The organism is Streptomyces sp. NPDC039609, assembly GCF_055596705.1.
The window spans coordinates 24,226-36,995 of sequence record NZ_JBVIUJ010000025.1 but is presented as its reverse complement, the minus strand read 5'-3'; the positions used below and the strand labels follow the sequence as shown (position 1 = coordinate 36,995).

General features: G+C 67.9%; 11 protein-coding genes. 4 read left to right on the top strand and 7 right to left on the bottom strand.

The window, feature by feature from the left end:
• The first annotated feature begins 448 nt into the window (after nucleotides 1–448).
• Nucleotides 449–3,568: a Helicase associated domain protein gene (locus ACZ561_RS39565; protein ID WP_471004916.1), complete on the top strand. Its 3,120-nt coding sequence runs from the start codon at nucleotides 449–451 to the stop codon at nucleotides 3,566–3,568.
• A 148-nt stretch (nucleotides 3,569–3,716) separates the two neighbouring features.
• Here ACZ561_RS39565 and ACZ561_RS39560 read toward each other — a convergent pair whose 3' ends face one another.
• Together ACZ561_RS39560 and ACZ561_RS39555 are read right to left on the bottom strand one after the other, a co-directional pair.
• Nucleotides 3,717–4,091 carry a toxin Doc gene (locus tag ACZ561_RS39560; RefSeq protein ID WP_471004914.1) on the bottom strand — a complete coding sequence of 125 codons (375 nt, stop codon included), beginning with the start codon at nucleotides 4,089–4,091 and terminating at the stop codon, nucleotides 3,717–3,719.
• Nucleotides 4,091–4,333: a hypothetical protein gene (locus ACZ561_RS39555; RefSeq protein ID WP_471004912.1), complete on the bottom strand. Its 243-nt coding sequence runs from the start codon at nucleotides 4,331–4,333 to the stop codon at nucleotides 4,091–4,093. Before ACZ561_RS39555 ends, ACZ561_RS39560 begins: the two co-directional genes overlap by 1 nt.
• Before the next feature lie 356 nt (nucleotides 4,334–4,689).
• On the opposite strand from ACZ561_RS39555, the gene ACZ561_RS39550 reads away from it, so the two are divergent.
• Together ACZ561_RS39550 and ACZ561_RS39545 are read left to right on the top strand one after the other, a co-directional pair.
• The gene (locus tag ACZ561_RS39550) at nucleotides 4,690–5,469 is read left to right on the top strand and encodes a hypothetical protein (RefSeq protein ID WP_471004910.1); all 780 of its coding nucleotides are present in this window, start codon (nucleotides 4,690–4,692) and stop codon (nucleotides 5,467–5,469) included.
• A 556-nt stretch (nucleotides 5,470–6,025) separates the two neighbouring features.
• On the top strand, nucleotides 6,026–6,751 hold the full coding sequence (locus ACZ561_RS39545; RefSeq protein WP_471004908.1) for a dienelactone hydrolase family protein: 726 nt from the start codon (nucleotides 6,026–6,028) through the stop codon (nucleotides 6,749–6,751).
• 190 nt (nucleotides 6,752–6,941) lie between these two features.
• On the opposite strand, the gene ACZ561_RS39540 is transcribed toward ACZ561_RS39545, so the two are convergent.
• Nucleotides 6,942–7,463 (bottom strand): hypothetical protein, encoded by a 522-nt coding sequence (locus ACZ561_RS39540; RefSeq protein ID WP_471004906.1) that lies wholly within the window; start codon nucleotides 7,461–7,463, stop codon nucleotides 6,942–6,944.
• A gap of 408 nt (nucleotides 7,464–7,871) precedes the next feature.
• Here ACZ561_RS39540 and ACZ561_RS39535 point away from each other — a divergent pair, with 408 nt between their 5' ends.
• Nucleotides 7,872–8,987: an amidohydrolase family protein gene (locus tag ACZ561_RS39535; RefSeq protein WP_471004904.1), complete on the top strand. Its 1,116-nt coding sequence runs from the start codon at nucleotides 7,872–7,874 to the stop codon at nucleotides 8,985–8,987.
• 40 nt (nucleotides 8,988–9,027) lie between these two features.
• On the opposite strand, the gene ACZ561_RS39530 is transcribed toward ACZ561_RS39535, so the two are convergent.
• From ACZ561_RS39530 to ACZ561_RS39515, 4 genes are all read right to left on the bottom strand, one after another.
• On the bottom strand, nucleotides 9,028–9,420 hold the full coding sequence (locus tag ACZ561_RS39530; RefSeq protein ID WP_471004902.1) for a transposase: 393 nt from the start codon (nucleotides 9,418–9,420) through the stop codon (nucleotides 9,028–9,030).
• A gap of 178 nt (nucleotides 9,421–9,598) precedes the next feature.
• Nucleotides 9,599–10,066 (bottom strand): winged helix-turn-helix domain-containing protein, encoded by a 468-nt coding sequence (locus tag ACZ561_RS39525; protein ID WP_471004900.1) that lies wholly within the window; start codon nucleotides 10,064–10,066, stop codon nucleotides 9,599–9,601.
• Nucleotides 10,067–10,239: 173 nt separating this feature from the next.
• Nucleotides 10,240–10,812, bottom strand: a complete 573-nt coding sequence (locus ACZ561_RS39520; protein WP_471004898.1) for an SMI1/KNR4 family protein — start codon at nucleotides 10,810–10,812, stop codon at nucleotides 10,240–10,242.
• A gap of 237 nt (nucleotides 10,813–11,049) precedes the next feature.
• Complete coding sequence (locus ACZ561_RS39515) at nucleotides 11,050–12,729, bottom strand: ISL3 family transposase (protein WP_471004896.1); 1,680 nt, start codon at nucleotides 12,727–12,729, stop codon at nucleotides 11,050–11,052.
• Nucleotides 12,730–12,770 lie beyond the last annotated feature (41 nt).

The following is a 12,770-nucleotide window of genomic DNA, read 5'->3' as shown; positions in this document are numbered from 1 at the left end:
CCCGCGGAGCGGGTACCACATCGCTGCGCGATGTGCAAGAGAACACCCCCGCTTCGCGGGGGTGTTCCGCTCACGCTCCGCGTGAGCGGAGGCGGTTCGCTGCGCTCACCGCCGGCCCCTCCGCTGCGCTTCGGAGCCAAGTGCAGTGCGTGCGCCCCGCGTTGCGGGGCGCGGTCGGCCTTCGGCCGACCGAGTGACTTCCGCTGCGCTCCAGTCACTCGGTGCGCGCTGCGCACCGGGCGTGCCACGCTCCGCGCGGCTCGCCCGCGGGCCTGACGGCCCGGCAGCAGCCAGGGAGGGGCTTGTGCTGGGCTGCCGGGCGGGTGTTCCCCTTTGTAGCGGCAAGTCATCAAGGGGGATGGAGGGCGTGTGGGTCAATGTATGCTTCAAAATGAAGCATAGATATATTCTGGATTTGAAGCCTTTGACCGATCCGAGGAGTGATGGAGTGCAGCTCGTGGATCTGCGGAGATGGCAGCAGAGCATGGAGTTGCTTGCCGGTGAGTTTGCGTCTGGCTTCGAGGCGGTCCATGGGCACCCGCCCGGGGAGCATGCCGTGGGCCTCGTCCCGGCCGGAGAGAGCGCGGCTGTGGCGGAGGCCTTGGCTCGCCGGGGCGTGGCCGGTCCGCTCCTGGCGTACTACGGGCATCTCGGTGCGGTGGAGCTGCCCGACATCGACAACGGGATCTGGATGGATGACGCTGCCTCACTCATTGCCCAGCTCGAGGCAGGTATCCGTCCCAACCGGCTTACGGGCGCGCTGGATGACATGGTGTCGGTATTCGCCACAGACGGAGGTGGAGGCATGTACGCCCTCAGCCACACCACAGGGTGCGTCTACCACCTCACTGCGGGCGCCCTCATCGGCAGCACCTACGACGAGGCCGGCTACCGCATCGATGCCGAAGACCTCTGGGGCTTCCTTGAGCAACTGCACACCCGCCTCACCGCGGCCGTCGAAGAGCAGCGAGCCGCGCTGGGGAAAGCAAACGGGCAGGAGAGACGGGCAGTGAGGATCCGGAAAAGGGACGACTCGATGGAAAAGAAAACACTCCGCCCGCATCAGAGAGAAGCCGTGGATGCGGTTATCCGTGCCCTCGAATTTCCTGCAAGATCACTTGTGCCTGAGCGAGGGCTCCGGACCCAGGTGATCATGGCGACCGGATCCGGGAAGAGCCTCGTCGCTGTGCGCAGCGCGGAGGAGCTCCAGGCGGGCCGTGTGCTGGTGCTCGTGCCCTCACTGGATCTGCTGGCCCAGACCGAGGCCGCGTGGCGTGAGGGAGGCCGTGCAGGGCCGATGATCGGGGTCTCGTCTCTACGGGGAGAGGAGGTGGATTTCCCGAACACCACGGACGTGGACGAGCTGGTCGACTGGGTGCGGCCGTTCGACAGGGTGACCGTGTTCGCCACCTACGCCTCCCTCGGGCTCGGCACACTGGAGCGGGCACACGCCGCCGGCCTTCCGGCCTGGGATCTGATCGTGGTCGACGAGGCGCACCGGACGTCGGGGCGGATCGGCAAGCCGTGGGCTGTCGTGCACGACAACACCCGCATCCCGTCCTTCCGCCGGCTGTACATGACCGCCACACCCCGGCTGTGGCAGCTCGGGGACGAAGACGAAGCCGGCGCGCCCGGTGAACTGGTCGCGAGCATGGACGACTCCCCCGACGGGCCCTTCGGCAGCCGCTGCTTCACCCTGACGCTCTCGGAGGCCATCGACAGGGGAATCTGTGCCCCCTACCAAGTCGTCTGCGTGGACGTCACCGACACCCGGCTCCAAGCCGCGCAGCTCCTGGGCGCGGAGGGCCGCTCGGCAGAGGTCCGCGGGGCGCGGCTCGCCGCCCTGCAGACTGCGCTGGTGAAGGCGTCGGCGGAGGAGAACTTCCGGCGCACTCTCGTCTTCCACCATGTCGTGAAGGAGGCCGAGGCGTTCGCGGCCGGCCTTTCCGACGTCGCCGCGCAGCTGTACGCCGCCGACCCGGAGCTGTACCCGAAGACGATCTGGGCCAACTGGCTGTGCGGCGAGCACAGGCCGCTCCACCGCCGCCGCGTCCTCGGGGAGTTCGCCGACGGCATCGCCACGGACGGCACCGTGGTGGAGAAGGGCTACCTCAGCTCCGTGAAGGTGCTGGGGGAAGGCGTCGACACCCGAAACTGCGACTCCGTGTACTGGGCGGATGTGCGCGGCTCGATGCCCGACCTGGTCCAAGCCGTGGGCCGCGCGCTGCGGATGCAGCCCGGCGAGGGCAAGATGGCCTCACTCGTGGTGCCGGTCCTGCTCGGGCCGGGCGAGACAGCCGACAACATGCTCACCTCCCGGGCGTACGGCGGACTCGCCAAACTCCTAGAAGCACTCCGGGCACACGACGCACGGATCGTGGAAACCCTCGCCGAGCAGCAGGCCCCCAGCCGCTCCCCCAAGGGCCGCGAACTCGGCGGAGCAGCCGAAGAGCAGCACGGCGAATGGGAAGGCGTCAGTACCCCCGCCAAGGCCCTGCTGAAGTTCTCCACACCCCGCGACCCCGCCGCCCTGGCCGTGTTCGTCAACCTGCGCGTCCTCAACCCGGAACACGAGCACTGGCGGCGCGGGGTAGAGGCCGCGGTCATCTACGCCCGCGAGCACGGCGACCTGCGCGTGCCGTTCACCTACCGCGTCCCCGGGGGCGAGGAAGCCGAGGGGGTCGGATGGCCGGCCTCGCTCGCCGGGTTCCCGCTGGGACAGTGGACCGCCGACGCCAGGAGGTTCTACGCCCGCGGGGACATGAACGAGAACCGCGTCGACCAGTTGGAGATGCTCGGCATGGTCTGGAGCCACTTCGACGTCGCCTGGGAGGAGGGCCTGTCCGCCGCCCGTGGATGGGCGGCCGAACACGGCCACCTCCTGGCCCCGCTGGACGCCGCCCACCAGGGGTATAAAGTCGGCACCTGGCTCAAGAACGCACGCGCCGCCGCCCGACGAGCCCAGGGCCTCGAACAACGCCAAGCCGAAGGGCTACCGGTGGAGTCGTGGGCCGGCGCCCTATCGCCAGAACGACGCGAACAACTGGACGAAATCGATCCCTCCTGGCGCCCCGCCTGGCCAATCGAATGGCAGAGGGCCTTCCACCTCACCCGCCTCCACCTTGAAGAGGTCGGCGGCGAACTGCCCACCGAGCCGGGCGTCGTCATGCACCGCGGCGAAGACCTCGGACGATGGGTACGAGCACAGCGGCTCGGCTTCGACAAGCTCACCACGGTGCAGCAATGGATGTGCGAACAGGTCCTCGGAATCACACCCGCCACCGAGGACGAGAAGCCGAAGCCACGTCGCACACAGGCCGACAAATGGGCGATGAACTACGAAGCCGCCAAGCAGTACTACGAACGTGAAGGACACCTACACGTCCCCCGCAAACACACCGAAACCATCCTGATCAGCAGCCACGACGAACACGGCGGCCAGGAACAGGAGCAGCGGGACGTACAGCTAAAGCTCGGCGCATGGATCGGGAACCAGCGCAGCCGGGCCGCGACACTGACCCCAGAACGCATCCAACAACTCACCGCGATCGGCATGCGATGGGTGTAGCGGGCATCGCCGTCACCACGGCCACCACCCTCACGGCCGGCTATCTGCTCGGGCGTCTGCGCCCATGGCGGCATGCGAGCGACCGGGCCGCCGGCCAGGCCCGCCGCACCGGAACGCGGAGCCGGGATAGGCCACGGCTGCGTGGTGGTCAGATGCGCCAGGTGCGGATGCGGTCGGCTGCCTGATAGACGGATGTCTTGCCGGCCTGGATGTCGCGGACGAGGTCGACCATGGCGCCGTATGGGGGGTCGATGCCCTCGCCGGAGGCGTGCATGTAGGCGGCGGTGACCTGGCAGGCGTACAGGCTGTTGCGGTACGGCAGGGGCTGCAGGCGGACCAGGGTGTGCAGGAGCGCGGCGGCGCGCCAGGCCGGATCGGGGTCGGCTGTGGTGGGGCGCGGGATGCGGGTCTTGTGGCGGGCGACGGCGGCGACGAGGGCCGAGTAGTCGGCGATGCTGACGTCTTCGGGGACGGCCTGCTCCTGGACGTCCAGGAGCCAGGGGACGTCGATGTGGAGGATCATCAGGCGGTGTCCGCTCCCTGTCGGCGGCCGGCCGGGGGCGGGGCTTCGTCGGGGAAGGCGTCGTCGAACTCGGAGCGGTGGGCATCGCCCCAGGAGAGGGCGTAGCGGACGAACTGGTGGCGCTGGCGCTCGCGCAGCGGCAGGTCGTGGACGTACTGCTTCAACGACTTGCCTTCGGCGGCCGCGGCGGCCCGGACCTCCTCCAGCTCCTCGTCGGTGAAGGTGACATTCAAGGACGGCATACCCCCGATGGTACCTACTTGGTACCTGATCGGCTACGGGCTGGACAGAGGCGCTATGTGGCCGTGCCCGGGGTGGCGCGGGTGGGGTGAGGGGTGGGTCTAGCTGGGTGCCTGTTCCTGAACCCGGATGCTGGATGCCGGACTCAGGCTTCCGGCGCAATCTGGGGCGATGTCCTCGTGGACCGGGCAGTCGCGGCCGCGCCCTGCGACTCCAGCCGCCCGGGCACTACGGGCGTCACTCTGACCCATGAGCAGACGGCCCTCCGACCTGCTTTCGCCAGGTCAGGGCGGCGGGATTTTGTGGAAGCCTGGCGCCGCTACCGGCCCGACGGGGTCGCAGGCTGCATGGTGGAGACATGATCGGGACCGTGATCGCGATCCTCGGCCTGGTCGTGTCGGTTGCGACCGCAGTTGTCGGCTACCGTCACGGCCACCACGCCACGAGGGCTCAGCACATGCGCGACGAGCGCGAGGAACAGACTCGGAGACAGCGCGAGGAGCAGGCGGAACGGACGGAGCGGATCCGGCAGGCGAGCTGGATCTCGAGTTACGTCGAAACCGACGGCAGTCACGTCACGGTGTACAACGGCAGCAGCCAGCCTGTCAGCGACGTTCGTGTCCTGGCGGAGGACGAAGTACTGCAGCCGGATGGCGTGGTACTGCTGATGCCGGGCGGGCACTCGACGTTTGTCCTCGTCTCGGAGGGCACGGCCCTCGAGCTCGATCCCGCGGGGCTGGCCGTGGAGTTCACCGATGTGGCGGGCCGTTCCTGGCGGCGCACCGCCGCGGGGAAGCTGCACGAGCAGATTGCGCCAGAGGGTACACCGCCGCTGTGGGGCCCGCCCATGGTCCCGCTCGTCGAACCGTATCGGAGCCCCGGTCCGGAAGCGGGACGCAGGCCCACGAGCGACGGTTCCGTTCTGCCGCCTAGAGACGCTCTCCGCCCGGAGGGCCCGCCTTCAGGGCCGCTCAGCGGGTCTGCTCCACCGCCGCCGGGGCCGGGCGCCGGGGGCGGCGCACCCTACGGCGGCCAGGGCCCCCACAGACGGGACGCCTTCTCGTGGCGCCCCTTGTTCGTCCTCGGCTGTCTCGGTGCCGCGACCGCCCTCGCGTACCTCATCGCGCAGCTGGTCTGAGGACCTGCTGGACCCTCGCTCGCCGAGAGGGCCCCCAACCGTTCGCTGAACCGTAATCGTGACGGTTCAGCGAACGGCGGCCCCTGTAGGACACCTTCGGAGAGAGCCCTGAGCTGGGAACGTAGTGTCCCGTCTCTCGCGATGTTCTCGCTGTCTCACGCGACCTTGTTGGATTCGCGGCTGGTCTCAGGTGACGTTGTCGCAGTTGGCCGGGGCGGAGACTGATTCTCACGCGATGTTGTCGCTCAGTCGGGTTCGCCCCAGCTCTGCGCTCGCGGGGGCTCCCTCTACTGGCCGTCGAGTTCAGCGAACGCTTCCGCGAACCCCTTCGAATCCGACTTGTTCGTCGTGTAGGCGCCGGTCCCCCGGCGGAAGACCCGGCAGGTCCACCTCCAGCACCGTGCCCAGGGCAGGCGATCCGATAACGTTGCTGCGGGAACGGGGTTTGTGACGATTCTCGTGAGACCTCGCCGTATTTCAGAGGGATACCCGCGCTGTTCTGCCAGCGGCAGAACACCAGCCTGACCGGCCTCGACGATCACTAAAGTCCCGTCTCATGACGACGATTACGACGCGTACGGTCGAGTACCCGGCCGACCGTTTAACGATGATCGGGCACCTCGCGCTCCCGGCCGGTGTCGACCGCCGGCCCGCGGTGCTGCTCGGACCAGAGGGCATGGGGCTCAGCGACGTCGAGCGCCGACGGGCCGAGGCTCTCGCCGAGCTGGGATATGTAGCGCTGGCCTTCGACCTCCACGGCGGGCGCTATCTGAGCGACCCCGACGAGATGTTGGCCCGTTGCCTGCCGCTGCTCGCCGATCCCGACCGGATGCGGGGCATCGGCCATGCGGCGCTCGACGTGTTGCGCACCGAACCGCGGACCGACCCCGACCGGATCGCCGCCATCGGCTACGGCACTGGGGGCGCCATCGGGCTGGAACTCGGTCGCGGCGGCGTCGACCTGCGCGCGATCGGGACAGTCAACGCAACCACCACGGGCCGACCGGGCGAGGCGGCACGCATTCGCTGCCCGGTATGGGCCGGGGTCGGGTCGGAAGACCCGATCATGCCGCCCGCGCAACGGGACGCGTTCACCGCCGAGATGCAGGCCGCGGGCGTCGACTGGCGCCTCGTGATCTACGGCGGAGCCTTGCACGCCTTCCACCACCCGACAGTCGACCACCGCACGGTCCCCGGCGTCGGCTACCACCCACGACACGCACAGCGAGCCTGGCGCGACATCATCGACCTGCTCACCGAATGCCTGCCCATCACGGGATGATCTGGTCAGCAACCGCGATTCTGGGCCGCGAACCAGGCCGGTCGACCGCCACCGGCTCCGGTTTGTGGGACATCACCGCAGCTCAGAGAAACTGTGCCGAGGTGCTCTGCGAGGGCGTTCCCGCTCTGATCATCTGGCTCCGCTCATGACCACCAACCCCGGAGGGGCGTCGGTACGGAGCGGTGCACGCTCAGAAGATGGCCCAGGCTTCCTTCGGCAAGTGGTGATAGACGTCGTCCATGGCCTCGGCAGGAAGGAAGACAGGTCGCGTGATCAGACGATCGTCGGCCCGCTGCACGCATAGCGCCACCCCAAGAGTCAGCGATCCGGCCTGCGCTGCGGGCAGGTAGAAGAGCTCCGTCCGGGGTTCCCGGCTCTCCGCGCGATCACACAGCCACTGCTCCAGCTCGGAGGGGAGCCGGCCGACCAGTGCTGCCCCGTCCGCGACAACCTGGGGTCCCCGCAGTGCATCGACCGAGACGCCGCACAAGCTCTCATCGGCCGCGAAGTAGAGCTGCAGCCCCGTGTCGGAGTACGTGTGGCACGTGATGTCCCACTGTGGGTCGTGATGGCGATTGCCCGCACGGATACCGCCGAGTGCAGCAGATGCTTCGCGCAAACTCATTCCGAATCGCAGTGGACCCACGCTCATGAACGGATCGAGGGTCCACTGCGGTCGTTCGCTGTCCGGCAAGACGTCCCACAAGCTCATAACACGCAGCCTACGACGAGTCGTCCGACCAAGATCCAGGGGTTGCCAGCCCCCTAGTCAGCGGGCGGTCAGGTGATCGGCCGGACAGCTCCTAGCAGCGCGGTCCCATCGTCCGGGACCGGCATCATCTGAATCGCCGGGCCGGCAGCAACGCACGCGGCAACTACACCGCGACCGCCACCTGCTGCCGATCACCCGGAACGGGGGCCGCCGGACGCGACGGCCCCCGACTTCGTACGTGAGCCGGCCGTGAAGGGACCCTGGCCTGGGATTTCGTGGCAGACGGTGGGCTGGACCGCGTCCGTCCGAGGGAACCGACCTCGAACAGGGCACGCCGTGGTGATCGCGGGCCCGCCGACGGGCCATCGTGGTGCGGCAAACCGATGGCGCTACGGATGGGGAACGCGGATGTCCGAATCGACCCGGGCCATGAGCCGACGCAGCCTGCTCATCGCCGGCGGGGCGTTGGCGACCACCGTCGCTGCCACGGGCGAGTCCAGCGCTCTGGCCAGGGGGGAAGCGGTGCCGCGGGGCTCGGGGAGCGGCGATGACGCCGGCCGGGCAAGGATCGACGTCCACCACCATTTCACCGCTCCGGCATGGGTGGACTGGGCGGAGCGTGAGGGCCTGGTGCGGCGGCAGGAGCTGCTGTGGTGGGCGCGTTGGGATCTGGACTCCACCCTGGCGCTGATGGACCGGGTAGGAATCGCGACCGCGGTCCTCAACCCGACCATGCAGGACCGGTACCGCACCGCGGCGCAGGCCAGGGAAGGTCTCACCGTCGTCTTCGAGGCGATGGCCGACCTGGTGGCCCTACACCCGGGCCGTTTCGCCGTCCTCGCTCCTGCTGTCCTGGACCATCCCGAAGTGACCACGTGGGCTCTCCGCCGCGCCTTCGACGAGCTCGGTGCCGTCGGAGCCAGCGTGAAAGCCAACTACAACGGTGTCTACCTCGGTGATCCCTCGTACGACCGCTTCCTCGCCGAACTCGACGAGCGCGCCGCGGTCCTCTTCACGCATCCGCTCGACCTCCCGGGCGGAACACCCGGCGCGCCCACCGTCCCCGGAATTCCGAACTTCATGTGCGATTTCCTGCTGGACACCACGCGTGCTGCTGTGAACCTGATCCGTACCAGGACACTCGACCGCTACCCGCACCTGTCAGTCATCCTGCCGCACGCCGGAGGATTCCTCCCTCAGATCGCCACCCGCATGGAGGCCTTCGGCGGCTTCTGCACTCCACCCCTCGATGCTGCCCGTGTACGGGACTACCTCCACCGCTTCTACTACGACACGGCGGGCCCGTCGGCCCCCTCGGGCACTCTGGTGGCCACCGCCGGCGCCGACCGGATCCTCTTCGGCACCGACTGGCCGGCCGCCTCCGCAGACATCATCACCGACTTCACGGTGCCGGCCATCGAGACCGACCCCGTCTTCACCGACCGCCAACGACGCGGCATCAACCGCGACAACGCGCTCCGCCTGTTGCCCGCGCTGAGGCGCGCCCAAGGGCTGTCCCGCTGATCCACCAAGGATGACGGGACAGCCCTTACTGATCTTTTCGTTAGTTCAGTGGGGTTGATGGGTGGATGGTGAGTCCGGTGTGGGTGAGGAAGGACCAGGGCAGCTGTGGGTTCTGGTTGATGCGGTGGATGCCCTGTTCGGTTGCGTCGGCGACATCGGCGAGGTGGTCGCCGGCGAGGTTGGCGTGCTCGCGTTTCTTGAGCGATGACCAGAGCAGTTCCACCGGGTTGAGCTCAGGCGCGTAAGCAGGTAATCGCTCGAGGGTGAGCCAGTCCTGTTCGGCGACCCAGGCCCGCATCGCCCGACTCCAATGAGCGGACAGCCCGTCCCAGACAAGGATCACGCGCTCGCCGCGGTAGAACGCCTTCATCTGCTCCAGGACCTCGATGAGCCCGGCGGTGTCGTAGCTGCCGGGCTTGAGGTGGAAACACAACCGAGGACCTCGATCGGGGTCGGTGGAGTGGAATCCCAGGGCCCGGCCATCGAGGCACGTTTCCAGTTCAGCCGGTGCCGCAGGAGCGGAGTGCGGCCACGGGGTGCATAGGTGCGGCGGACCTGCGGCAGTAAAGAGACGCCTGATTCGTCGAGGAACACGATCCGGGCACGTGTGTTCACGGCCCCTTTTTGATGCGTGGCCACTCGTGCGCGATCCAGCGGGCGATCTCCGACTCGTCCCGCTCGACAGCCCGCCGCTCGGGCCGCTGCAGACTCCATCCGAGTCGGCCGGTCAGCAACCGCCACACCGACGCCCGCGACAACACCACGCCTGCCACCCGCTCGACCACCAGACCAACCCGCTCCAGCGTCCACAGTTCAGCCTCGAACCCATGCGCCTGGGCGCCCTGCTCCAGCGCGGTCCGCACCAGCTCCACCTGGTTGTTGTCCAGCTTGAGCGGACGGCCAGTGGCCGGACGCCGGCGCAGGGCGAGAGCGCCGCCCTCCTCCCATACTCGTTTCCACCGCCGTACGCTCTCCTCGCTGACTCCCAGCATCCGTGCGATCTCGACACTCGAGCGTCCTTGCTCGAACAACTCGGCCGCCCGCACACGCCGGGCCTCGGCCAACTGCGGCCGCGTCAAAGGAGGAACGACAGACTCGGAAGCGACAGGCGAAGGCATGAAAGACACGAGCCCATGCACCCACCAACAAGCCCGTCACACCCACAGAACTAAAGAGAAGATCAGTAAGAGGTCGTCTCGTTTGGCTTGTCTTCCGAGCCGGAGGGTGATCCGGTTGCCGTGGTGAGACGGGGTTAGACGCCGCGGTCCGGGCCGTGCCACGGCTCTGGACGTTCGGCGGCGGTCATCGGGAGTCTGCGCAGTTGGACCGGACCGGGGTAGAAGGCGGAGCTGTGGGGGCCGGCCATGTTCTCGCCGACGAGGTAGCGGTAGAGCCATTCGGTGAAGCTCATGTGGTGCTGTGACCAGCCGCCTTCTCCGTCCTCGACGAGGAGCCATGCGGTGTCAGCCCCAGCGGCGAGGAAGATTATCTCTCCTCGGTCGGTGCTTGCGATCGGCCACAGACCCTCGCGGGTACCGAAGCTCAGCTCCCTGAGTCCGAACAGCAGGCGAGGGTCCTCGTCCGCGTCGAGGTCGTCCCAGGGAACCTCGGACCACGCCCGGACCGTGTCGCGTATCCACTGGCCCAGGTTCCACCGCTCGGTCGCCGGGTGGGAGAGATACAGGTGGCCGTTGAGTTCGATCGGAGCGTACGCGTCCACGAGGGCCCGGTAGTCGGAGGGCAGCTGTACGCCGAGTTGTGCGTGGAGCCGGTCCCACGCCGACGGGTCGGCATAGCGGTTCTGGGTCTCGCCGAGCATCGCCATGACGGCGTCCAGATAGTCAGGCCTGGGCTACCTCGATGGTGTACGCACAGGTCTCGGTACGAAGCGGCATGCCGAAGCCCAGGTGCGGCATCCGATTACGCCTTGGATCATCGCAGCCCCGGCACCGTCCTCCCCAGGCCGCCAGCCTGCGGTAACAGATCAGGGTCGCGGCGATGCCGGCGAAGGCCAGGATGATGGGGATTCCTGAAAAGGGCTGTGACCGCGCTTCCGTGATGACTACGGCTGGATGAGGATTCGGGCCCTCAGTACGCGAAATGAGGCTCGGCCGTACATCTGCCGTTTGATCGTCTTGATGCGGTTGACATGGCCTTCGACGACGCCGGAGCTGTACTCCAAGGTCAGGCCCGCGGTTACGGCGTCGATGTCGAACTTCATGAACCGGGCAAACCCACGGATCGGCAGAGGTGCGTCACGCTCTACTTCGCTGATCCAGTCGGGCAACAAGTGACCCGTGCGGCCGCGGACGAGTGCCGTGAACCGCTGCGCGATCTCCCGGGCGCGGGCAATGTCCGGGCAGGCCAGGCAGACCTCGCTGAGCCGGACCTCGTCGTCCTCACTCAACGACTCGTGGCGACGCATGATCCAGGACGTGATCGCGCGTGGGCTCGGAATCGGCGCCGGCGCGGGTATGGCAGTGCCGTCTCGCAGGGTCGCGACGTATCGGCGGACCGTCTGAACCGTGCCTCCGAATCCCCGCTCACGGACTTCGCGGAAGAGCCGGCTGGCGTCCGTGCAGCCGTTGAGGAAGCGGGCTTGCAGGTAGGGGTGAAAGGGGGTGAGGAGCCCCGTTCGACGGTGCCGGGCGGATTCGATGAGTACGCCGACATCGGTGTCCCGGAAATGCCGCACTGTCTTGCGGTCCATGTCCAAGCGACGGGCGATCGCGCTGATCGTCCACCCCTTGTCCACCAGGTCGAGGATGTCGGCGTGCCGGTGGAGGGTCCGCTCGACGATGGCGGTCTTCGGCAGCGCGGCCGGCTGATCCGGCACCCAGGTGTCGGGGACTGGGGCGTCAGGTCGAGCCAACTCCTGAGCGTGTTTCCGCAGGCAGGCGCGGTGCTGGTGGCATGTCTTCTCCACCACAACGGAGAGGTTCTGCAGCAGATGCCACCGGTCCGCCACTTCGATCGCTCCGGTGGTGGCCTGCTTGATCGCGCGGGTATAGCCGGTGGCCCGGTCCCGGCAGATGACCTCCGCTCCGGGATGGGCCTCCAGCCAGGCAAGGAAGGTTTCCGAGCTGCGGTCGGGCAGAACGTCGAACGGCTTGCCCTGTTCAACATCCACGAGCACCGTTCCGTATGTGTGCCCCCGACGGAAGGCGAAGTCATCCACCCCCAGAACCCGCGGGGCCCGAGCCGGGACCATCGGCGCCGACAGCAGATGGACGAGTGTCGTCCGTCGGCCGGACAGCCCCAGTCGTCGGCAGAGGCGTTCTCCGGGGCGACCCCCGAGCTCCACGGCCACGAAACGGGCAAGGTCACGCATGGCCAGAGACGACTGGCCGTGTGACCGCGTGAAGCCCTCGACCTGTTCAACGAAAGTCCGTCGGCGGCACATCGGCACGTCACAGAGAAACCGCCTCACCCGCAGGCGGACGAGCACCTCTCGACCGCCAGCAGGCCGATCAGCCAGCCGCCTCCAGTACCGGCTGTGGACCCGCCGTGCTCCGTTGCCGCAGTCCGGACAACGGCCAGGAGGAGCAGTACCAACCGCGTCCACGAACAGGGTGCGGCCCGCGACATGCAACCGCTCGATCCTCAGCTCGATCCCCGGAAACAAGACGTCCGACATCTCACACAAGCCCATAGAGAAGTTGTGCCGCGACGAAACGATCCCGCATGCCAGCCTCACGTCACGGCAGATGATCGACAGAGTGTCGCCCTGGATCAGCGACACAGGGATGATGTGGGGGCAGACGGACAACCAGGTCGTCGCCT

What these genes read in the sequence shown, in the direction of transcription:
- ACZ561_RS39520 (WP_471004898.1), bottom strand. Translation starts at nt 10,812, where the DNA reads ATGGCGATGCTCGGCGAGACCCAGAACCGCTATGCCGACCCGTCGGCG.
- ACZ561_RS39555 (WP_471004912.1), bottom strand. Translation starts at nt 4,333, where the DNA reads ATGCCGTCCTTGAATGTCACCTTCACCGACGAGGAGCTGGAGGAGGTC.
- ACZ561_RS39535 (WP_471004904.1), top strand. Translation starts at nt 7,872, where the DNA reads ATGTCCGAATCGACCCGGGCCATGAGCCGACGCAGCCTGCTCATCGCC.
- ACZ561_RS39550 (WP_471004910.1), top strand. Translation starts at nt 4,690, where the DNA reads ATGATCGGGACCGTGATCGCGATCCTCGGCCTGGTCGTGTCGGTTGCG.
- ACZ561_RS39545 (WP_471004908.1), top strand. Translation starts at nt 6,026, where the DNA reads ATGACGACGATTACGACGCGTACGGTCGAGTACCCGGCCGACCGTTTA.
- ACZ561_RS39540 (WP_471004906.1), bottom strand. Translation starts at nt 7,463, where the DNA reads ATGAGCTTGTGGGACGTCTTGCCGGACAGCGAACGACCGCAGTGGACC.
- ACZ561_RS39560 (WP_471004914.1), bottom strand. Translation starts at nt 4,091, where the DNA reads ATGATCCTCCACATCGACGTCCCCTGGCTCCTGGACGTCCAGGAGCAG.